The 21,982-nt window shown below is 67.3% G+C and carries 13 protein-coding genes and 4 pseudogenes; 9 read left to right on the forward strand and 8 right to left on the reverse strand.

Annotation, left to right across the window (positions count from 1 at the left end):
• Positions 1–60 precede the first annotated feature (60 nt).
• Genes ACFW6B_RS30755 through ACFW6B_RS30770 form a run of 4 tightly spaced genes read right to left on the reverse strand, consistent with a single transcriptional unit; the run spans position 61 to position 9,564 of the window.
• Positions 61–858, reverse strand: a complete 798-nt coding sequence (locus ACFW6B_RS30755; protein ID WP_386601083.1) for a TauD/TfdA dioxygenase family protein — start codon at positions 856–858, stop codon at positions 61–63.
• A complete protein-coding gene (locus ACFW6B_RS30760) occupies positions 840–1,784 on the reverse strand; it encodes a 3-methyl-2-oxobutanoate hydroxymethyltransferase (protein WP_386601085.1) in 945 nt (314 codons plus the stop codon). Before ACFW6B_RS30760 ends, ACFW6B_RS30755 begins: the two co-directional genes overlap by 19 nt.
• Positions 1,784–7,648: an SDR family NAD(P)-dependent oxidoreductase gene (locus ACFW6B_RS30765; protein ID WP_386601087.1), complete on the reverse strand. Its 5,865-nt coding sequence runs from the start codon at positions 7,646–7,648 to the stop codon at positions 1,784–1,786. The genes ACFW6B_RS30760 and ACFW6B_RS30765 overlap by 1 nt, the downstream gene beginning before the upstream one ends.
• On the reverse strand, positions 7,645–9,564 hold the full coding sequence (locus ACFW6B_RS30770; protein WP_386601089.1) for an amino acid adenylation domain-containing protein: 1,920 nt from the start codon (positions 9,562–9,564) through the stop codon (positions 7,645–7,647). Before ACFW6B_RS30770 ends, ACFW6B_RS30765 begins: the two co-directional genes overlap by 4 nt.
• A gap of 452 nt (positions 9,565–10,016) precedes the next feature.
• On the opposite strand from ACFW6B_RS30770, the gene ACFW6B_RS30775 reads away from it, so the two are divergent.
• The 5 genes and pseudogenes from ACFW6B_RS30775 to ACFW6B_RS30795 all read left to right on the forward strand — a co-directional run.
• Positions 10,017–12,239 carry an NADP-dependent isocitrate dehydrogenase gene (locus ACFW6B_RS30775; protein ID WP_386601091.1) on the forward strand — a complete coding sequence of 741 codons (2,223 nt, stop codon included), beginning with the start codon at positions 10,017–10,019 and terminating at the stop codon, positions 12,237–12,239.
• A gap of 483 nt (positions 12,240–12,722) precedes the next feature.
• Complete coding sequence (locus ACFW6B_RS30780; protein ID WP_386601093.1) at positions 12,723–13,262, forward strand: winged helix-turn-helix domain-containing protein; 540 nt, start codon at positions 12,723–12,725, stop codon at positions 13,260–13,262.
• A pseudogene (locus tag ACFW6B_RS30785) lies at positions 13,259–13,537 on the forward strand (DDE endonuclease); the annotation flags it as partial. The gene ACFW6B_RS30780 and the pseudogene ACFW6B_RS30785, both read left to right, overlap by 4 nt.
• Before the next feature lie 208 nt (positions 13,538–13,745).
• Positions 13,746–14,837, forward strand: a complete 1,092-nt coding sequence (locus ACFW6B_RS30790; RefSeq protein WP_386601095.1) for an IS110 family transposase — start codon at positions 13,746–13,748, stop codon at positions 14,835–14,837.
• 8 nt (positions 14,838–14,845) lie between these two features.
• Positions 14,846–15,064: pseudogene (locus ACFW6B_RS30795) on the forward strand (transposase); the annotation flags it as partial.
• Between the two features lie 280 nt (positions 15,065–15,344).
• Here ACFW6B_RS30795 and ACFW6B_RS30800 read toward each other — a convergent pair.
• A pseudogene (locus ACFW6B_RS30800) lies at positions 15,345–15,692 on the reverse strand (radical SAM protein); the annotation flags it as partial.
• A gap of 54 nt (positions 15,693–15,746) precedes the next feature.
• Between ACFW6B_RS30800 and ACFW6B_RS30805 the strand changes: the two are divergent.
• Together ACFW6B_RS30805 and ACFW6B_RS30810 are read left to right on the forward strand one after the other, a co-directional pair.
• Positions 15,747–16,709, forward strand: coding sequence for a PIN domain-containing protein (locus ACFW6B_RS30805; RefSeq protein WP_386601097.1), 963 nt, complete (start codon positions 15,747–15,749; stop codon positions 16,707–16,709).
• A 176-nt stretch (positions 16,710–16,885) separates the two neighbouring features.
• The gene (locus ACFW6B_RS30810) at positions 16,886–17,287 is read left to right on the forward strand and encodes a hypothetical protein (protein WP_386601099.1); all 402 of its coding nucleotides are present in this window, start codon (positions 16,886–16,888) and stop codon (positions 17,285–17,287) included.
• A gap of 19 nt (positions 17,288–17,306) precedes the next feature.
• On the opposite strand, the gene ACFW6B_RS30815 is transcribed toward ACFW6B_RS30810, so the two are convergent.
• From ACFW6B_RS30815 to ACFW6B_RS30825, 3 genes and pseudogenes are all read right to left on the reverse strand, one after another.
• Entirely contained in the window at positions 17,307–17,513 is a 207-nt protein-coding gene (locus tag ACFW6B_RS30815) for a hypothetical protein (RefSeq protein WP_386601229.1), read from the reverse strand.
• Positions 17,514–17,560: 47 nt separating this feature from the next.
• Positions 17,561–17,737, reverse strand: a pseudogene (locus ACFW6B_RS30820) (winged helix-turn-helix domain-containing protein); the annotation flags it as partial.
• The gene (locus tag ACFW6B_RS30825; RefSeq protein ID WP_386601101.1) at positions 17,734–17,898 is read right to left on the reverse strand and encodes a helix-turn-helix domain-containing protein; all 165 of its coding nucleotides are present in this window, start codon (positions 17,896–17,898) and stop codon (positions 17,734–17,736) included. The gene ACFW6B_RS30825 and the pseudogene ACFW6B_RS30820, both read right to left, overlap by 4 nt.
• A gap of 433 nt (positions 17,899–18,331) precedes the next feature.
• Here ACFW6B_RS30825 and ACFW6B_RS30830 point away from each other — a divergent pair, with 433 nt between their 5' ends.
• On the forward strand, positions 18,332–20,335 hold the full coding sequence (locus ACFW6B_RS30830; protein WP_386601104.1) for an ATP-dependent endonuclease: 2,004 nt from the start codon (positions 18,332–18,334) through the stop codon (positions 20,333–20,335).
• Positions 20,323–21,960, forward strand: a complete 1,638-nt coding sequence (locus ACFW6B_RS30835) for a UvrD-helicase domain-containing protein (RefSeq protein ID WP_386601106.1) — start codon at positions 20,323–20,325, stop codon at positions 21,958–21,960. The genes ACFW6B_RS30830 and ACFW6B_RS30835 overlap by 13 nt, the downstream gene beginning before the upstream one ends.
• Positions 21,961–21,982 lie beyond the last annotated feature (22 nt).

Raw genomic sequence — 21,982 nt, forward strand, 5'->3', positions numbered from 1 at the left:
AACCCTCCCATTCCTTCTCCTGGCCCTGTCGTTGATACTTGAGATGAGTGGTGCTTGGCTCTACAGCACCACAATTCGATGGGTTACTTTCGCAGCTCCTTCGTCGAGGGATTCCCCCTTGTGGAGGGTTGCGAAATTATCCCAGATCAGAATGTCGCCAACCTTCCAACGATGACGGTAGACCACTCCCTGGTCAATGATCTCAAGGAGTGTGTCCAACTTCGGGCGACCCGGGTCAATTTCGTTCTCGCCCAAGGTGAAGCGGACATACCGTTCGGCCAGCGCAATGCTTTCCCTCCCGGTGACCGGATGCCGGAGCACGACCGGCTCGGTGAAGTCCTCGAGTCGCTTGAGCTCCGTGGAATCGGCATGCCGGCGCTCACTTGGCTGCTCCATGACATCGCCGAACTCGTAGATTCCCCGCCAGCCGCGGAGCACCGACCGAGTCCGTTCATCGAGTGCGGCGAAGGTCGCGACGGCGTCGCACAACGTCGTCTCCCCGCCGGAGCCCGGTGCCTCGAGGCACTGCAGAACCGTTGCCTTGGCGGGTGTCGGGCCGAAGTTCCGGTCACTGTGCCAGTACGCGGCGTCGTAGTTCTGCGACGGTCCGGCGACCTGGTGCTTGATGAAGGGCAGACCCTCGACCCTGGCGCGCGCCGGATGCGCGGTCTGCGGTGAACCCAGAGACCGCGCGATGTCCGCGAGCAACTCGTCGGAGGGAGAAAGGCCCTCGATCAGCACGAGACGGTGAGCGAACAGGTAGCGCTCCAGTGCCCCGGTGGCCAGGGCCTCCCGGACGGCGTCCGGATCGAGCTTGACGCCGAACGGCTTCATCGGTGTCAGCGGGCTGTCTGCCATGGGTCCTCCAGAATTTCGGGCTCGATGTCCGCCGAGCGCTTGCGTGTGGGAAACCGCCCCTCGTCGACGAGGGTGATAAGGCTGGTCAGACCCCGGCTGACGGCCTCCCGTGAGTAGTGGTCCGGGTAGTCGGAGGGGTCAAGGAAAGCGGTGGGCGGGAAGCCGATCGCCCCCGACGGGTGCCGGAACACCGCGTCCCACGCGTTCACGCTCAGGCCTCCGCCCGGAACCGTCGGGCCGCTAAAGATGCTGAAGCAGGGCAGGCCTTGGGGCGACGGCGCGGACAGTGCCGCGTTGGCGAGGGGATCGATCATCTCCAGAATCAGCCCGCACGCCCCAGCGTCCCGTATCGCCCGGGCCTGGCCGTACAGGTCCCGGCGCTCCGCGTCGGTCGTCCCGTGGCGCTGAAGCCGCGCGGTCTGCGGCGTGAACCCCAGATGCCCGAACACGGGCACCCCCGCCGACGCGAGGGTGCTGAGCCCTTCGAGGGACAGCGGACCGTCGACCTCTAGCTTCACCGCATCCGCGCCGGCTTCCAGGAATCCCTCGCTCGACCGGATCAACCGGTCCCGCGACGCAAGGCTCCCGTCGGGAAGGTCGGCCATGAGATACGCGTCGACCACGGCCGGCGTGTCCTTCATCGCCGAGGAGACCTCGTTCACCGAGGAGCGGAGAACGTCGTAGGCCCATTGCCGGTCCTGCTCGTCCCGAAGCCGAGTGGTGTCCCGTCCGTGGTGAGTGGAAAGGATGGAATCACCCACCATGAGGCACTCGAGCCGGACCGACTGAGGCTGTGCCGCGGAGATCGAGGCGCCGAGCGCGGCGACGTCGACCGCCGTGTACAGGTTGACCTTCAGGCCGAGCGTCCCCGCGCGCGCACGCTCTTCGTAATCGTTCTTGATCTTTATATGCAGCTCTTCGGACATTACTCCCCGCTCTTCTTGATCTGCTTGAGGAAACTCACCATCGTGTCCACGACCTTGGCCACGACGTCCGGCGCGAAGCGATCGGTGTGGAACCAGAGGCTCGGTGTCGCGCGCTCGCCAGACACGTCGAAGATGAGGTGCAACCCGGACGGGAAAGCCAGCCCCTCGAAGTCCGACGGGTCGAGCAGTGGGTGCTCCACCGGTCCGAGGACCTCGATCACGTCCGGGGCCAGGGCGGCCGCCCCATGACGCTGATAGCTCGTGAAGTTGAGGGCCACGTCCGAGAAGTAGGTGTCGTGGGGCAGCCCGGAGAAGGCCGGTGTGGCCTGGATAATCGCATCGGCGGGACAGAAAGCGGCCAGCTCGGCCAGCTGCGCGGTGGTGCGTCCCAGAAGCCGTGCGATCTCCGGGAGGGGCCTCGGTCCGACGGGGATGGGCAAGGGCCAGTGTGACGTCATCGGCCCCACGACGCGCTCGAACCGTTCCTCCGTGCGTCCGCTGAAGACCGACGTGAGGCTGATCTCTCCCAGCTCGAACTGCTCGGCCACGGCGCGTCCGTACGCGGCGGCGACGAGCCCGAACGGGGATGCCCCTATCCGACGCGCGGCCTCGCCCAGCTCCGACGAGGACAGACAGCTGGAAGGGTCTGGCGTGTACCGGGTCGACGGCCGGGCGTCGGTAATCTTCAGCGTCGTACGTCCGGGCAGCAGCGTGGGGGCGGTGACCTGGCTGTAGAGCCCCCGAAGGTAGGCGTTCGCCTCGGCCGCGCGCCGACTGTACCGCTCCTGCTGCCACTGGGCGTAAGACCGATATGAGGGTGCGGCACCGTTGAGGTGTGCGGCGGAAGCCGTTCGCCCCGTGTACTCCTCGGCGAACTCGTCGAGGAAGACGGACAGGGATGTCCCGTCGAAGTCGAGGTGCTGAAGCGACAGGAGCAGGACGAACTCGTTCGCCGACGTGGCCAGGGCTCGGCAGGTCCAGCTGACCGACGTGGTCACGTCCGGTCGTGCGGCCCAGAGCCTGCGCATCTCGGCCGAGATCGCCGAGTGCGGATCGTCCACCGGATCCGCCGTCACGACCAGGTCTTCGAGGTGCGGGACCGCCGATTCGGCGTCGGTCGAGCGGATCTCACCGGGGTTCGGATGGACCGCGCGCAGGGCGTCGTGGCGGGAGACGATGCGCACGAGCGACCGTCGCAGCCTCAGCGGGTGGAGCGTGGCCCGGATGAAGATCGGTACGACGCGATGGCCGTAGTGCACGTCCACGACGAGCGACCGCCAACGTTGCTGCTGGAACGACGGCGGGGCGTCATTGGTCTCGTTCCCAGCGGCCGACGCCGACGCCGACGCCGCAGCCGCCACGTCGGGCACGTCGGAATCGGCCCCGGCGTACGGCAGACCTCGCAGGTGGGCGACGAGTTGGCTCGGGGTCGGGTGAGCGAAGCACAGGTTGGTCGGGAGCGGCACGCCCAGACGCCGCTGCAGGCTGTTGCGCAGCTGGATAGCCGAGAGCGAGTCCATCCCGAGTTCGACCAGCGTCGGCTCGTCGTCCGGCTCCGGGCTCCCGGAGGCCGCCGACCGGCCCAGAGTCCGCTCCAGCTGACGAGCGACCTCGGCCCGGAGCACCGCGGCCCGTTCCTCAGGCGTGCTCCGTGCGAGCCGGTGGCCGAGGCTCTCCTGAGCGCTATGGGGGGAGGCGGGCCTGGCGAGTGCCGAGAAGAACCCGGTGTCCTCCAGGTGGTGGTGCTCCAGGAAGACAGGCCAATCCACGGGGGCCGCAACGACCCGCACTTCACCGGTACGCAGCACCCGGTCGATCAGCGCCTCACCACCACGGCGGTCGATGCCGCCCATGCCGATGCGCGTCAGGTGCTCCAGCGTGTCCGGACGGTCCGCAAGGAAGCCCGTATCGGACCAGGCGCCCCAGTTGACCGTGGTCGCGGGAAGCCCGGCCGCCTGCCGGTAATGGGCGAGCGCGTCGAGGACGGCGTTGGCGGCCGAGTGGTTGGCCTGGCCCGAGTTGCCGATGAGCCCGGTGGTGGAGGAAAAAAGAACGAACAGGTCGAGACGGTCGCCGCGTTCCTGCGTCACGCGGTGCAGGTTCCAGGCTCCCTGAGCCTTGGGCCGCAGTACGTGCGCGAACCGGTCCCAGGTCAGCTGGTTGAGCGTTCCGTCATCGAGGACGCCCGCCGCGTGCACAATACCGCGCAGCGGCCGCTGGGGAACGGCAGTCTCCGCCAGGACCTCCCGCAGCCGCTGCACGTCGGATACGTCGGCCTGGATAGTCACCACGTCCGCCCCGCGGGCGCGCAGACGGTCGATCACGGAGCGCGACTTCGCGTCCGGTGCGCTGCGACCGAGCAGCACGAGCCGCCCGGCCCCTGCCGCGGCGAGCCGCTCGGCCGTGAGGAGACCGACGCCGCGCAGTCCGCCGGTGACCAGATAGGTCCCCTCCGGCGAGATCTCGTGGGCTGGTCGGGCGCCCAGCTCTGGCCGTGGGACCAGCCGGGGGACGAGACGCCGGCCACCGCGGTGGGCCACCTCGGCCTCACGGAGGTCCGTTGCCAGCTCGACGACGATCGCCGCCGCGTCGGTTTCCGGGTCGTCGGACAGGTCGAGGTCGACCCGGGTGCAGTGCAGTTCAGGGTGCTCGATGGCGGCGACGCGTCCCATGCCCCACAGCGCCGCGTGCCACAATCCCTCCGCGGTCACGTCCGCGCCGACCGCCTGGGCCCGGCGGCTGACGATCCACAGACGAGGCGGTACCGATACGCGTTCGGCGAGGGTCTGGATCAGATGGAGGGTGCCCGCGCCCGCGCTGCCAAGCCCGCTCGCGGACCATGCAGCAGGGTCGTCGTCCGCGGCGGCCGACTCCAGGGCCAGCAGGTCGACGACTCCGCGCACCGGCGCGTCCAGCTGGTTGAGCAGTCGTATGACGTCCCCGCGCGCGCTGAAGTCGAGGGTGCAGCGGTCGTCGGTGTGCTGCTCGAACCGTGTACCCTGAGCGGCCCGTATCACCCGACCGCCACCCACGGCGAGACGGTGCACCAGGCCATCGACCAGTTCCGGGGTACCGCCGCAGACCAGCCAAAGGCCGTCGGTCGGCCCGTCCTGTGCGGGGGACGTTGCCTGGCGCCACTCGACGTCGTGGATCCAGCCAGCCCACTCCTGACCGGCCGATGTGTCGTGATCGCCGTTCGCTTGACGGGCCATCGACTCGGACGCCTCTATCCAGTGCCTCTCGCGCTGGAAGGGATAGGTCGGCAGGTGGTGACGGCGGAAGGGCCTCCGGTGCACGCCTTCCCAGTCGACTGGTGCGCCGCGCTCGTACAACGTTCCCAGGCTGCCCAGCACATGGACCCGGCCGTCGTGTCCGGGCCGCAGGGAGGGCAGCCACAGGACAGGGCTGTCCGGTACGGCGGACGAGGCGATCCCGGTTAGGACGGGAGCGGCGCCCATCTCGACGGCTGCGTCGACGCCGAGTTCGGTGAGCGTGTGCAATCCGTCCAGGAAGCGCACGGGCTCGCGGAGGTGGCGTCGCCAGTACGCCGGGTCGGCCGCCTCCGCGCCGATGACCGTGCCGGTCAGATTGGACACAAGACGATGCTGCGGCGGCCGTAGACCGATGGTCCGCACGACCTTCTCGAAGTCGTCCAGCACGGGATCCATGAGGGCAGAGTGACCGGCCCGGGTGATCCGCAGTTCCCTGACCTCCAGGCCAGCGGCGCGCAGCCGCGTGCACGCCGCCGCCACGGCCTGGGAGTGCCCCGAGATCACTGTGTTCGCCGGGCCGTTCACTGCGGCGACGGCGACATCGCTGCCTTCGCCCAACAGGTCGAGCACGGCCGTTTCCGCGGACAGGACCGCCGCCATGGAGCCGTTGTCGGGCAGGGACTGCAGCAGCCTGCCGCGTTCCGCGACGAGCCGGAGCCCGTCCTCCAGGGAGAAGACCCCGGCGGCCCACGCGGCGGCGTACTCCCCGAGGCTGTGTCCCATCATCACAGTCGGCCTGATGCCCCAGGACTCCCAGAGCTTGAAGAGCGCCGTCTGCACCGCGAACAACACCGGCTGCGCGTGCGCGATCCGGGGGATCGCCGCCACGTCGTCGGACGCGTACAAGAACTCTCCCACCGGCGCGCCGAGGTAGTCGCGCAGCACCGTGTCGCACGCGTCGAGGGCGTCTTTGAAGACGGGCTCGGTGCGGTAGAGCTCCCGTCCCATGCTGAGGTATTCGCCGCCCTGACCGCTGAAGAGCGCTGCCGTGGTGAAGGAGGAGGTCTGCTTCCGGGGGCCTGCGAGCTTGCGGGTGCCGTCGGCAACGGCGGCGAGTTCCCCCGCTGCCTCAGCCGCCGAGTCGGCGACGATCGCGGTCCGCCACGGATGGTGGAGGCGCCCCAGGGCAGCGGTGGCTGCTATCCCGGTGACGTCCGTGTCCGGGGCCGAGGCGAGGGATGCGGCGTAGCGGCCGGCGAGTTCGGCGAGTGCCTTCGGGGTTCTGGCGCTCAGCGGCAGCAGCTGTGCGTCACGGTCCGCGGTGGGACCCGGTCGGGGCTGCCGCGGGGCTTCTTCGAGGACGACATGCGCGTTGGCACCGCCGAGCCCGAAGGCGCTGACACCGGCGCGGCGGGGCACGTCCCCGGGGGTCGGCCAGTCGGTGAGCTCCGTGACCACGTGGAAGGGGCTGTGCTCGAAATCGATCCGGGGGTTGGGGCGCCGGAAGTTGAGCGACGGGGGGATCGTGCGATGCCGCAATGCGAGAACCGTCTTGATGAGACCCGCCATGCCCGCCGCCCAGCCGAGGTGGCCGATGTTCGTCTTCACCGTGCCCAGGGCGCACCGGTGCGTGCCGGGGTAGGTGCCGAACGCCTCCGTCAGCGCGGTGACCTCGATCGGGTCGCCGAGGGTGGTGCCGGTGCCGTGCGCCTCGACGTAACCGATCGTGGCCGGGTCGACGTCTGCCACGGCCAAGGCATCGCGTATCACCTGGGCCTGCCCACTGACACTGGTGGCCGTGTAACCGACCTTGCGCCGACCGTCGTTGTTGATGGCCGAACCCTTGATGATCGCGTAGACGCTGTCGCCGTCGTCCAGGGCGTCCTGGAGCGGCTTGAGCAGGACGACGCCCGCCCCGCTGCCGAAGACGGTGCCCTGCGCGTCCTCGTCGAACGCGCGGCAGTGGCCGTCCGGTGAGAAGACCATGCCCGGTTCGAAGGCGTACTCCTCGATCTGGGGCACGGGGATGCTGGCAGCGCCGGCGAGCGCGGTCTCGCACTCGCCGTTCAGGATTGCCTGGCAGGCCAGGTGCACGGCGTACAGGGATGTGGCACAGGCTGCCTGCACGGCCACGGCGGGTCCCGTCAGGTCCAGCTTGTACGAGACCCGGCTGGCGAGGTAGTCCCGGTCCGCGGCGACCGCCATCTGGAGGTCGGACATCGAGTCGAGGAAGTTGCTGTCGCCGCGACTGCCGCGGCGGGGGTGTACATGGTGGATCAGGTAGGTGCTGAGCCCGGTCCCCCCGTAGACCCCGACCGGGCCGCGCAGCGCCTCCGGGTGGTAGCCGGCGTCCTCGACGGCCTCCCAGGCGCATTCGAGGAAGACGCGGTGCTGGGGGTCGAGCAGTTCGGCCTCACGGGTGCTGTAGCCGAAGAACCCGGCGTCGAAGTCCTCGATGGAGTCCAGGACGGCGGCAGCACGGACCCGGTCCCCGTCGGTCTCGCCGTCCGGGATCCGCACCGATTCCACGCCGGCGATCAGGTTGTGCCAGTAGGACTCGGGGTCCGGTGCGCCGGGGAACCGGCAGGCGATACCGATGACGGCGATGTCTTCGGGCCGTGGCTTGGAGTCGTGCGGGGGGAAGTCGTTCACCTCGTGTTGTCCTTCCATGCGGCTGCGGGGCGGCGCCGGACGACCCGCTGTCGCCTCACCGGCCGGGTGTCGGCCGGCCGCTCGGCGTCGGCTCTTGGTGTGTCGCGGTCGTCGATGCGCGCTGCCAGGGAGCGGACACTCGGGTGCTCGAAGAGGTCGACGAGCGGGAAGCGCTGCCCGGTGGCCTGAATGAGCAGGGTGTGCGCGTACACCACGAGCAGTGAATTGCCGCCCAGGTCGAAGAAGTTGTCGTCCACTCCGACCTCGTCGAGCTGCAGCGCCTCGCGCCACACCTCGGCCACCTGTTCCTCGGTGGTGGTGCTCGGCGGGACGAAAGGCGTGGTCAGGGCGGGCCGCCTGGTGTGGGGTGCAGGCAGAGCCGCCCGGTCGACCTTGCCGCTGGGGGTCCGCGGCAGACGGTCCACCACGACGAACGTCGGAGGCACCATGAACTCTGGTAGGGAGCCGCTCAGATGACGGTGCCACTTCGGCACGAAGCGGAGGGTGATCGGCTCGGGCGCACCGTACTCGGGAGCTCCGGGGGCGGGGACAACATAGGCGACGAGCTGTTGTTGCCCGGCTCGGTCCGGCAGGGTGACGACGCAGCTCTCGGCGATGTCGGGATGCACGATAAGGGCCAGTTCGACCTCTCCCGTCTCGACACGGTGCCCCCGCACCTTCACCTGACTGTCGGCGCGTCCCAGGTACTCCAGTGTGTCGTCCGGGCGGCGGCGGGCAATGTCGCCGGTGCGGTAGAACCGGCCCGAATCCACAAGGATACGGAAGCGTTCCGCCGTCAGGTCGGGGCGCCCGAGGTATCCCTCGGCCAGGCAGGAGCCGCCCAAATACAGTTCACCGGGTGCGCCGTCCGGAACGGGCCGTCCCCGATCGTCGAGGAGCAGGGTCCGCACATGCGGAAGGGGGCGTCCGATGACCGGCAGGTCCGGCCAGGTGCTAGGGGAACCGTCAAGTGTGTGCGCGGTGACCACGTGGGACTCGGTCGGGCCATAGTGGTTGTGCAGCCGACAGCCGGGCATGGTGCTCAGCCACTCTCTGACAGCCTGGGTGACCTGGAGCTGTTCTCCCGCGCACACAATGTCCCGAAGTCGCGCCCGCCATGGTCCGGTTGCGGCGTGCAGCGCGATCTGGTGTAGCGCGGCCGCAGGCAGGAAGAGCCGGGTGACCCCCTGCTCACTCATCAGCGTGAGGAGGGCGTCTGGATTTCGCCGCGTCTCCTCGCCGACCAGCAGGAGCGTGCCGCCCGCGCACAGGGTGGAGAAGATCTCCTGGAAGGAGACATCGAAGCTGATGGGCGCGAACTGGGCGGTCACCAGTCCGGATTGAGGCTCGTCGGTGCGTCGGTGCCAGTCGATGAGGCGAGCCAGGGGGCCGTGACTCATCGCGACGCCCTTGGGCACGCCCGTCGATCCAGAGGTGTAGAGCACGTAGGCGGAATCGTCGGGCCCGAGCTGTGCGGCGGGGGGTTCACCGGTGGGGGCGTCGTGCTCCGCCGCTTCGTCCTCCGTGTCCAGCCGGATCCATTCGACGGGCTTGCCCGACGTCGACTGGTCGGCGACGACCTCGTACGTCCGTTCCTCACACAGCACCACCGAAACCCCGGAGTCGTCGATCATGTGGTGCAGTCGCCTCGTCGGATACGAGGAGTCGAGGGGGACATAGGCGCGGCCGGAGAGCAGAGTGGCCAGGACGGCGACGATCAGACGTGGTGAGCGCGCGAGGCAGATGCCCACGGGCGTGCGCGAGGGGCCCTGGCGGGCGGACAGGCTCGCCGCAACCCTCGTGGCCGCACGCAGCAGCTCCGCGTAAGTGACATGCGTATGGCCATCGGTGACGGCGATGGCGTCGGGACTCCTGCGGGTCTGAGCGACGAAGGCCTCGGGTACCAGGGGTGTCAAACGTGCTCGCCTCTTTCCAACAGGAGGGCCTCGCCGAGTGGGGTGCACGTCTGCCGTCCGGCGACGTGCCGGCCGAGGGCCCGGCGGGTGCGATGTCGTGGTGGAGCATCCGGGCGAGGGCATGGGATTGCGGACTGGAACTCTCGCGCCCGGGGCGCGGCCGTTCATGCCGTCGGCGACGGCTGGGCGCGCTGAGGTGTGTCGTCATGCGGTGTGGTGCGCGGGTGGAACAGAACTTCTCCTCGACATGACCAACATCAAACATGGAGTCAAGTCGTTCAGTCAATCTTTTCTTGTGACGGCTCGTTCTTCGGTCACTCAAATGCCGGTCTTGACCTGCTCGTTGCGGCATACACTGCCTTGCGGCGCGGTCATCGCTAGATGCTTGCGACATCCAAGAGGGATGCTTGTAAAGTTCCTTAGTCAAGTCAAAGGCGAGAGCGGAGCACCCGGTGACTGACTCGACCATCATCTATACGCACACTGACGAGGCCCCGGCCCTGGCGACGTATTCGTTCCTGCCGGTGGTCCAGGCGTACGCCTCGCAGGCGGGTGTCGCCGTGGACACGCGGGACATCTCGCTGGCCGGGCGCATCATCGCCGTGTTCCCGGAGTACCTGTCCGAGGAGCAGCGGATCCCGGACGCGCTGACCGAGCTGGGCGAGCTGGTCAAGACGCCCGAGGCCAACATCATCAAGCTGCCGAACATCTCGGCGTCGATCCCGCAGCTCAAGGCCGCCATCGCCGAGCTGCAGGCCCAGGGCTACGCGCTGCCGGACTATCCGGACGATCCCAAGACCGACGAGGAGCGGGAGATCCAGGACCGCTACGATAAGGTCAAGGGCTCCGCCGTCAACCCGGTCCTGCGTGAGGGCAACTCCGACCGCCGCGCCCCGGCCTCGGTCAAGAACTACGCCAAGACCCACCCCCACCGCATGGGCGCCTGGACCGCCGAGTCCAAGACGAACGTGGCGACCATGGGCCAGAACGACTTCCGCTCCACCGAGAAGTCCACGGTCATCGCCAAGGACGGCACGCTGAAGATCGAGCTCGTACGCGAGGACGGCTCCACCACGGTGCTGCGCGATTCCGTACCCGTTCTCAAAGGCGAGGTCGTCGACGCCTCTGTGATGCGCGTCGCCGCGCTGAGCAAGTTCCTGACCACGCAGGTCGCGCGCGCCAGGCAGGAGGGCGTGCTGTTCTCCGTGCACCTGAAGGCGACGATGATGAAGGTCTCCGACCCGATCATCTTCGGCCACGTGGTGCGCGCCTTCTTCCCGAAGACCTTCGCGCAGTACGGCGAGGCCCTCGCCGCGGCCGGCTTCACCCCGAACGACGGTCTGGGCGGCATCTTCAAGGGCCTGGAGAACCTGCCGGAAGGCGCCGAGATCAAGGCGACCTTCGACGCCGAGCTTGCCGAGGGCCCGGAGCTCGCGATGGTCGACTCCGACAAGGGCATCACCAACCTGCACGTCCCGTCCGACGTGATCGTCGACGCCTCCATGGCCGCCATGATCCGCGCCTCCGGCCGCATGTGGGGCCCGGACGGCCAGGCGCACGACACCCTCGCAGTCATCCCGGACTCCTCCTACGCCGGTGTGTATCAGGCCGTGATCGACGACTGCCGCGCGCACGGCGCCTGCGACCCGGCCACCATGGGCTCTGTGTCGAGCGTCGGCCTGATGGCGCAGAAGGCCGAGGAGTACGGCTCCCACGACAAGACCTTCGAGATCCCGGCCGCAGGCACAGTCCGTCTGGTCGACCAGTCTGGCAACGTCGTGATCGAGCAGCCGGTCGCCGAGGGCGACGTCTTCCGCGCCTGCCAGACCAAGGACGCCCCGATCAAGGACTGGGTGAAGCTGGCCGTCACCCGCGCCCGTGCCACCGGTGACCCGGCCGTGTTCTGGCTGGACGAGACCCGCGCTCACGAAGCGGTGCTGATCGCCAAGCTCGGGCAGTGCCTCCCGGAGCACGACACCGAGGGCCTGGACATCCGCGTCCTGCCCCCGGTCGAGGCCACCAAACTCTCTCTGGAGCGCATCCGTCGCGGGGAGAACACCATCTCGGTGACCGGCACCGTGCTGCGTGACTACCTCACCGATCTCTTCCCGATCCTGGAGCTGGGCACCAGCGCCAAGATACTGTCGGTCGTCCCGCTGATGGCGGGCGGAGGCCTATTCGAGACCGGCGCCGGCGGTTCCGCTCCGAAACACGTCCAGCAGCTAGTCGAGGAGAACTACCTGCGCTGGGACTCCCTGGGTGAGTTCTTCGCGCTGGTGCCGTCCCTGGAGCAGTATGCGAAGACCACGGGCAACGTCCGCGCCCAGGTCCTGGCCGACACCCTCGACCGGGCCACGGCGACCTTCCTCAACGAGGACAAGTCCCCGACCCGTCGCGTCGTCGGTATCGACAACCGCGGCAGCCACTTCTACCTGTCCCTGTACTGGGCGCAGGAGCTGGCCGAGCAGACCGACGACACTGCGCTCGCCGAGGACTTCGCTCCGCTGGTCAAGACACTGATCGAGCAGGAACGGACCATCGTCGACGAGCTGCTCGCCGTCCAGGGTAAGCCGACCGACATCGGCGGCTACTACCGGCCCGACCCTGCCAAGGCTGCGTCCGTGATGCGCCCGTCCGCCACCTTCAACAAGGCCTTGGGCCTCCTGAAGGCTTGAAGGAGCCTCTACCGAACGGGAGTCGGGGCGGCCTGGCCCGGTGTGACACGGGCGCGCGGATCCTGGTCCGCGCGCCGGTGGCGAGGGCGCCGTACGGCCAACCGGCCCCATGGTGGCGCCGCTCAGACGGACGTCTTGACGCCCTTTCGCTCTCCTGGGCCGGGAATGCACCCGTGCCGTCTACGGCCGCCGCACCGGACTCCTCGGCCGCGGGCCTGGTCTGCTCCAACGCCCCGTAGTCCAGGCGCATTCGGTGTACTCCGGGGACCGCTGCCGCCCCCGCGCAGACCACGGCGACCAGCACGGCGGCGGCCGCGAACGGTGCCCGCTCGCCCCACAGGGACAGCGCGACGGGCGTAAGCGCCACACCGAGGGGCTGCGCGGCGAGTGAGAGTGCGGTATGCGGGTGCATAGGTGATTACTGACCTTTTCGGATTGGCTTCGGGTGGTGACGTTGGATGATCCCTGCGGTATGCCGGTGTCATGCGGTACGCGGATGGTGGGGGCCTGACTGCCGAGCGGCGGGCTGCACGGGAGGGGATCCGGCTGGAGGCCGGGCAGAGGTTCGTCCGAGGTGACAGGACCTCGGACATCGCCAAGGACCTGCGGGTGAGCGAGCGTTCGGTGGAGCAATGGCGCCGCAACTGGCGTGAAGGCGGCATGGAGGGGCTGAAGTCGAAGGGGCCCGCGAAGCTGCCGAAGCTGTCGGACGAACGGTTTGCCCTGCTGGAAACGGAGCTGGCCAAGGGGCCGACCGCGCACGGCTGGGAAGACCAGCGGTGGACACTCGAACGCGTCCAGGCACTGATCGGCCACCGGTTCCAGGTCAGTTGCTCGATCGCGGGAGTCTGGCGGCTGCTGCACCGCCACGGCTGGTCGTGGCAGAGCCCGGCCCGACGCGCGCTGGAGCGTGACGAGCACGCGGTCGGGCTCTGGAAGAAGGACGTGTGGCCGCAGGTGGAAGCACCGCGGCGGCGCTCGGGGCCTTCATCGTCTTCGAGGACGAGGCCGGGTTCGCGATGACGCCGCCACACGCCCGCACCTGGGGCCGGCGCGGGCAGACTCCTGTCGTGAGAGTGCGGGGACGCTCCCGGCGGCGGGTCTCGGTCGCCGCACTGTGCTGCTACCGGCCCGGCGAGAGATCCCGGCTGATCTACCGGCCCCGCTTCCACCCGCTCCTCAAAGGCGCCCGCAAGAGCTTCTCCTGGCAGGACTACCGCGACCTCCTGGTCCGGGCTCACCTGCAGCTCGGCACCCCGATCGTGGTCGTCTGGGACAACTGTGAGACTCATGGAGCGCCGCCCGGGGCCGGGGTCTGACCCGTGGGACAACTGGCCCTGGCTGCCTTGTTCAAGATCTGTCGGCTTCGGGTCCCGGGCGGCGCTTACTGTCGCCGGACCAGCGGGTGTGTCCCGATAGGGGCCTTGCCGTACAAGGCACCGTCACAGTTCTGACTGCCCACCGGCCTGGCGTCGGCCATGAACCCCATGCCGATCAAGGAGCCGCGTGACCGTCACCAGCATGCCCCAAACGACTCTGCCCGAACGGCCAGAAGAACAGCCGGCAGAGGACGTGATACTTGGCGTTGACACCCACAAGGACGTGCACGTCGCCGCCGTGATCACCGTCCTCGGCGCGCTCCTGGCCCACCAGGAGTTCCCGGCGACCGCCGCCGGATACCGCCAACTCCTCGCCTGGGCCCGCTCCTTCGGGGTCCTGCATCGTGCGGGAGTGGAGTGCACCGGCTCCTACGGAGCTGCCCTGGCACGGTTCCTGAGCCGGGAAAATATTCAGGTCGTCGAGGTCAATCAGCCCGATCGCGCCACGCGGCGCAAGCGAGGCAAGCCCGATGCCGTCGATGCGGATGCCGCAGCCCGCGCGGTCTTGTCCGGACGTGCCGCCGTCACGCCCAAGACGGGCGAGGGCCCGGCCGCCGACATGCGTGTGCTCCGGCTGGCGAAGGAGTCGGCTGTCAAAGCCCGAACACAGGCGAACAACCAGCTCAAGTCCGTACTCCTAGGCATCGATCCCGAGCTGCGTGAATCCTTGTCCGAACTCAGCAACTCGGCGCTGATCGCCCGATGCGCGGACCTTCCGGACACCGGGAGCGCGGCCGTTTTCACTCTCAGGCTGCTGGCCCGCCGCGTCCAGCAGCTGACCTGCGAGGTGAAGGAACTCACTCATAGGGTCGACCGAGGCGTCCGCACCCATCATCCGCAACTCTTGGACATCGTCGGCGTCGGGCCCGACAGTGCCGCTGCCCTGCTGATCGCCGCTGGCGACAACCCGGAGCGGCTGGCCAGTGAGGCATCCTTCGCTGCTCTGTGCGGCGTCAGTCCCGTCGAGCAGTCCTCCGGAAAAACCCGGCGACGACGGCTGAACCGCGGCGGCAACCGCCAGGCCAACGCTGCCCTCTACCGCATCGTCGTGACACGCCTCCGCCGTGACACCCGCACGCGCAGCTACCTCGAGCGACGCACGAAGCAGGGCATGTCGAAACGCGAGATCATCCGCTGCCTCAAACGCTACGTGGCCCGCGAGATCTACCGGCAGATCCAACCGACGACTGCCTTCACCACCACAACTACTGCCACTTGACGCAACATAGGGGCATCTTGAACACCCATCGTGCCGCCGGGATACGGAAGTGCGCGGCCGACCACGAATGGCTCACCGTCATCCAACTCCCCTCCTGCAGCCCGGATCTGAACCCCGTGGAGGGCATCTGGTCCCTGCTGCGGCGAGGGTGGATGGCCAACACCGCCTTCACCGACCCCGAACACCTCACCCGCACCCTCCGCCGAGGACTCGCCCACATCCAGTGACACCCGGAACGCATCGACGGTCATGATTACACCTACGGTAGACCTGTCAGGTGCCATAGAACGACCGTACGTGACGGGGAGGGGCCATGGCGACGGCAACGGCGATCCGGGCAGCACGTGAGTACCTGCGGGCAGGCGATCACCGGAGCGGTCGACGTCCCTGACCCGGCCACCACGCCGAAGGCGAGCCTGACCAGGTCGAACAGGGTCGAGGCGCTGAGCTGCCGCTCGCGCTTGAGGGATCGGGCGCCCAGCAGGTCCCAGCCGATGAAGAAGACCGCTGGGCCGGGTCGTCGCTGAGGAGCGGGATCACCGGGGCCATCAGGACCCCGCAGCCTATGCCGTGCTCGGCGAGGTCGCGTACGACGGCAGGAGGCGGCGTCCGGGGGCGGCGTCCGGGGGCGGGCGCGCCCGGCTCCACGGTGCGCCATAGCGCGGGGTCGGTGAAGCCGGCGGAGACAGAGATGCCGACGTCGGTGACCTCAGAGGCCTGCACCAGCAGGTCCAGGTCGCGCAGGATCAGCCCCGGCATCAGTCGGCAGCGGTGTTCCGCGCGCTGGTAGCAGTCGACGTTCATGCCCGTCGCGATGTGGTCGCCGAGCCAGCGCCGTGAGCCGAGCCACCTCCTGAACTCACCCCCACCAGGACGGCGCTGTCGGTCCTCCCTGACAGGATCAGCGCCATGCTCATAACACCCCGACCCGGGGCTGACCGGAAATACATCCGCCGTCTACTCACAGAGATCCACACCAACGCCCTCAACCTCCGACTTCCAGAGGCGAACGCCTACAAGCGCCTCCTGCGGTACCTCAACTGGGCCACGGACACGGCGGGTGTTCTGCGTTCCCAGGTCAGCGCCAAGGACCTCGACACCCTGGTTTTCACCAGCCGGTACCAGGTTCTGCTTGCCAACTGCGGGACGCTCGCCGGCACGGCCCAGGAGCGACTCGTCAACGGCCTGGTGGACCTCGAAATCACTGAACGTGTCCATGCGTTTGAGGAGGCCCAGACGGCCCTCGACGCGCAGATCAGCCGTTGGAACGGTCCGGAGTGGTTCGTCGTCGCGGACTCCAGCTTCTACATCCACAACCCCGTCAAGCTGGCAGACGTCGACATGCACAAGGTGCTCGGTCTTCCCAGCGGCGAGCACATCCGGCTGCTGTTCCCGATGGTCGTGGTCGACGAACTCGATGCCCTCAAAGAGGCTGGCAAGCAACAGGCTCGCTGGCGCGCCCCCCACACGCTTGGCCTCCTCGACCAGATCCTCGGCGGCTCGACGTTCGGGATCCTGCACCGCCAGGAGCTCATCTCGCAGGACGGCGAGGTACGGGGCGAGGTGAACATGGAGATCGTCCTGGATCCGCCTGGCCATGTGCGCCTCCCCCTCGCGGATGACGAGATCATCGACCGGGCCGTGGCTATCCAGTCGCTTGCCGCACGCCGGGTACGGCTTTTGACCTGCGACACCGGACAGCACACCCGCGGACGGGCAGCCGGTCTGGAGGTGACCAAGATCCCCACGAAGGATCCCGGGCCGGAACCCGACTGGGAAGCAGCGGACAAGCCCGGCACGGGTATGCGAGCTCAGCGCCGAGCGAAGCAGGCCGTCCGCGAGGCCCAGTCCGACGCCTCCCACGACGCGTGAGGCAGATGACCTCCTGGAGGTGCCCTGGCTGTCCCGCGGAAACCGGATCCCCGTGACGTTGACCGGGAATGATCTACCTTCGAATGGGACGCCCCAGTCCCAGTAGTCGTGTCGTGGTGGAGCGTGGGAGCGCGGCCCTGGATCGTGGGCGATGGGGCTGTGAGGAAGGGAGCTGGGTGAGCGTGGTGTGGGCGGCGACGTCGCCGGAATCGGGGCTGTTCTCTCCGGTTGAAAGACGTTCAGAGGTGAAGGATCTGTCGGACCGCTTCAACGACCTGCGTTCCCGTGGCGCGGGGTACATCGAGGTCCGGTCGCCGAACAAGGAGTTCCCGGTGCTGATCCTGGCCTTCCGAGATGATCACGCGGTCGTCCATCTGGTGATTGACATCGAGCGGATGTCTCTGCTTGCAGGAGACGGCACCGTGCCTTCGGGCGCCGAGGTCGAAGTTCCGATCATGGATGACCTCGCCGCGTTCACGGGCGACTTCGTCCTGGACATCGACCAGGCGTGGAACCTGGTGCACGGCTTCACCCAGACGCGGGTGGTCGGCCCTCTGGGTGAGTGGTGTGAGTTGTAGCCAAAAGCTCGTGACACGATCATGATCGGCGCTTCTTCAGTCGCCTCCAGCAGATGAGGCCGCAGGCCAATGAGACGAAGGCGTCTTGGAGCTCGGTGCGGCGCTCCCATCGCACGGCAAGGCGTTTGACCTGGTGGAGCAGGGCGAAGGTCTGCTCCACCAGTTCAAGCGACTCGCTGTCCGCTGGGAGCGGCCGCGGCCACGTTTCCTTGATCCACGTGGCCACGGCCTCCTCGTCGTGTTCGGCACCCGCCGCACCTGCACCTGCACCGTCCAGCCCATCCGGCGCAGGATGCGGCGAGTCTGGGCCTGCCTGAAGCGCACGTGGCATCGCCGGACGATCACGGTGGACACTCGGGCCAGCGTCCAGCGCTGGTCCTCCGTCCAGCCGTGCGCGGCCGGTCCCTTCTCCAGTTCCGCCGCCAGGCACGCCCGCCACTCGGGCTTCATCTGTAAAGGACGCCCCGACGGCCCTTCGACCGCAGCCCCTCAACGCCGTCCTCTCGCCAGCGGGCACGCCGGGCACAGGCAGACCGTGAGACCCGTAACCGCCGCGCAACCTGCGACGGCGTCGCCCCTTGCGTAAATAACTCGGCAGCCTCGAACCGCACTTGCTCCCGCCGTGCCCGCTGCTTTGCACCGGGCCCTGCACCTTCGCGCGCCAGCCGACGATCCGGACGTCATCCCCTTCCCCGCCCAACACTTCCAGCGCCACGACGTCCTCAGCGGACTCATCCACGAGTACCGCAACACAACCTGACGAAGATCACGACGGTCTGGCGAACTCCCAGCTCAATGCATGTGCGGGACTTTTGGCATCCAACAAGTCCTGTCCATGTTGTTTCATCACCGGGCTCCTCGCGCGGGATCAAAGACAGAGACCGATCAGCAACGACCGAAATAGACCCAACTCGTCACACCTCTGACCACTTTGAGCCAAGTAGGCAACTCTGCCCCTTCCGTATCAGATACTTCTCTGGCTCTCGGCAGTCGCGTGCATATGCCGTCCCGGGAGCCGGGGTTGGAGACGATGTCGGGAGTGAGATGCAGCTGACGCATGCCGAGGTGATCAACTTTCGTGCCCTGGAGAGGGTGGACGTCCGGGTTGATCCGAAGGCCACTCTCATCGTCGGGCGCAACAACAGCGGCAAGACGTCGTTCGTCAATCTCTTCGAGAAGTTCTTCGGTGAGGAGGATACGAGGTTCGTCCTGGAGGACTTCTCTACCTGCCGTATCGCCGACATCGAGCAGGCGCGGCAGATCTTCGGCGAGGCTCAGGCGCATGCCGGCCGTGGAGACTCCGAGACGAGCGAGGACCTGCTGGCCAAGGCCTACGACCTCGTCCCAGCCATCCAGTTGGTCCTCACCATCGAATACAGGGAAGACGACGACCTCGCGCCGCTCACGGGTGTGATCCTCGACCTGGACGACACCTGCTTCGAGGTCAAGATCGAGGCAGCGCTTGAAGTTGCTCGGCCAAACGACTTCCTCAAGGACTTCTGGTCGGCCAGCCAGCGGGAGCAGTTCGATCGCATCAAGTGGCTGCGCAAGAACTTCTCGGACTACTTCGCCCCGGCTTATCGCGCGGTCAGCCCCTTGGACGAGAACGTCCGCAAGGAGATCAAGCGCGGCGCCGCCGAGGCCATCCTGTCGGTCAAGTTCGTCTACGCGCAGACCAAGATGGATGACACGCCGAGCGACAAGGCCCGCACGTTGTCGAAGACGTTCGAGGCCTACTACAAGGTCAACAGCGGCAACGAGGACCGTCATCAGAGCATCGAGCAGATCGAGACCGCTCTGGCGTCCGCCTCGCAGCAGCTCGATGACAACTACGCCACGCTGTTCGACCCGATCTTCGAGGACCTGCGCACCTTCGGGGTGGGCACCATCACCCCGGTCCAGAAGCCCCGCATCGTCTCCCTCATCGAGGCCTCAGGCATCCTGCGCGGGAGTACCCGCATCCAGTACCCGTCCGGGGACGACGACTTCCATCTTCCCGAAGGGCACAACGGGCTGGGCTACAGCAAGCTCATCTTTACTATCCTGCAGGTCATCAGCTTTCACCAGACCTACGAGCGCACCACGCCCAAGCCAGCGCTGCAGGTGCTGTTCATCGAGGAGCCCGAAGCCCATCTGCATCCCCAGATGCAGGAGACGTTCATCAAGAACATCCAGGACTTCATCGACCGCAAGACGGGCTGGAAGGTGCAGGTGGTCATCACCACGCACTCCTCCCACATCGTCGCCAGCAGCGGCTTCCACACGGTGCGCTACTTCGACCGTTCCGAGCCGCAGCTCACGGTCAAGGATCTCTCGACCTTCGAGGCCAACGTGAAGGCCACTCCGCAGGGTGACGAGACCCTGCGTTTCCTGCGCCAGTACATGGTCTTGCACCGGTGTGACATGTTCTTCGCCGACAAGGTGATCCTGATCGAGGGCACCGCGGAACGGCTGATCCTGCCGGAAATGGTCAGGCGATGCGCCAAGGGACTTCTGCACCAGTACGTATCGGTCATCGAGGTCGGCGATGCCTACGCCGTCCGCTTCCGGGAACTGCTCGCCTTCCTGAACGTCAAGACCCTCGTCATCACCGACATCGACTCCGTGTGCCCCAAGCACCGCAGGGCCTGCCCACCCGGCCAGGGGCAGACGGTCACCTCGAACACGACGCTCAAGAGCTGGCTGCCCGCAAAGTCCAGCATCGCCGAGCTGCTCGCCACCGACCCGGCCGACAAAGAGCAAGGACACGTCCGCGTCGCCTACCAGATCCCGGAGAAGGATTCGGGAGCCTGCGCGCGGAGCTTCGAGGACGCCTTCATCATCGCCAACGCGGTACCCCTCGCACGTGGCTTCCGCCAGCTCGCCCTGAAGACGGCCTTCGTCAAGGAGGTCGGGGCCGACCCCGACGCCGACGACATCGAAGCCAAGGCCTACGACATCGCACAGCAACTCAGCGACCACAAGACGGACTTCGCCTTCGACGTCATGCTCTTGGAGGACTGGGCCGTTCCCCGCTACATCGCCGAAGGACTGCAGTGGCTCGCCTAGACACCCTCGAAGCCGTCACCGCCGAGCTGGAGGCCCGGCGCAGCTTCCTCGTCGAAGCAGGGGCCGGTGCCGGCAAGACGACCACCCTGGTGCGCGCCCTGCAGCACCTCCTGACCCACCACCGCACAGACCTGGAGGCACACGGTCGGCGGATCGCCTGCATCACCTACACCAACGTCGCCAAGAAAAAGATCGTCGAACGCATCGCCGCAGACCCGCTCGTCGATGTCGACACCATCCACGAATTCCTGTGGAGTGTCATCCAGCCGTACCAGCTTGAGCTCTGGCAGCAGATCCTGGACTACAACAAGGACCTGTCCAAACCGGAAGACTTGGATGATGCCACCGATCCTCCCGTCATCGAGTATTCCGACCGCGGGCGCAGGCTGCACGAGGGGCGTATCTCCCACGACGACGTCATTGCGCTGTCGCTCCGTCTCGTCACGGCCCACCCCAAGCTCACACGTATCATCTGCAGCAAGTACCCGGTCATCTTTGTCGACGAGTACCAGGACACTTCACCCAAGACGATCCAGTTGCTGCTGGACCACCTGGCGGGCGCAGGCCGCGAGAAATGCGTGGTCGGTCTCTTCGGCGACTCCATGCAGAAGATCTACGAGTCGGGCGTCGGAGCGGTAAAACGGCCCGGCCGCCTCACCGAGATCACCAAGCACGAGAACTACCGGTGCTCGCCTCCGGTCGTCGAGGTGCTCAACCGGATGCGTCCCGAGCTCACCCAGGACGCCGTCGGCAAGCAGCAGACCGGCGAGGTCCACTTGTTCCTCAACAGCAGCATCCCGGCCGGCCCTGCGCGACTCACCGCCGCCGAAGCAATACTCGCCCGGAACGGCTGGACACGGGAGAACAGCAAATACCTGCTGCTCACCCATCGAGGGATAGCCGGCACCCTGGAGTACGCCAACCTCCTGGAGCAGTATCGAAAGCTGGGCCGCTACGGTCCCGACGACCTCATGGCACGCAACGAGCCGTACATCCAGTACCTCACCCGCATCGAGGCCATCAGCGCCGCGTTCCGCAACAACGACTTCGCCGGGCTGACCGACCTGCTGGACGAGGGACGGACACGGATCACCCGTCAGGCCCACAAACGAGCCATCAGTGACGCGATCCGTGCACTCGACGTCGTACGCAGCACCGGCACCGTCGGTGATGTGCTCGATCTGATGGCTGACGGCCATCTCCTCGCCCAGCCGGGAAAGCTCAAGGACCTGGAACGCCGGAGATCCGCAACGGACCTGGACGAGCGAGACCAGCGACGAGCGGACTTCTCCAACAACCTCCGCACCGTGTCCTACCGTGAAGTCATCAGCGTCACCCACTTCATCGACGAACTCACCCCGTTCTCGACCCAGCACGGTGTCAAGGGTGACGAATTCGAGAACGTCGTAGTGGTGGTCGACGACCGTGCCTGGAACAGGTACAGCATCAGCAAGATGCTCGCCGGCACTGACAAGCCCGACCGTACCGAACGGTCACGCAACCTGTTCTACGTCTGCTGCTCGCGAGCCCAGCGTGGCCTGGCCGTGGTATTCATGGACGATCTCCCGGACGGAGCGGAGTCCACACTCCAGGCCTGGTTTGAGTCAAGCACCATCCACCTGTGAACTACGCGCCAGTTAGGGAGTG

This window comes from Streptomyces sp. NPDC058751, assembly GCF_042746485.1.
Lineage (GTDB): Bacteria > Actinomycetota > Actinomycetes > Streptomycetales > Streptomycetaceae > Streptomyces.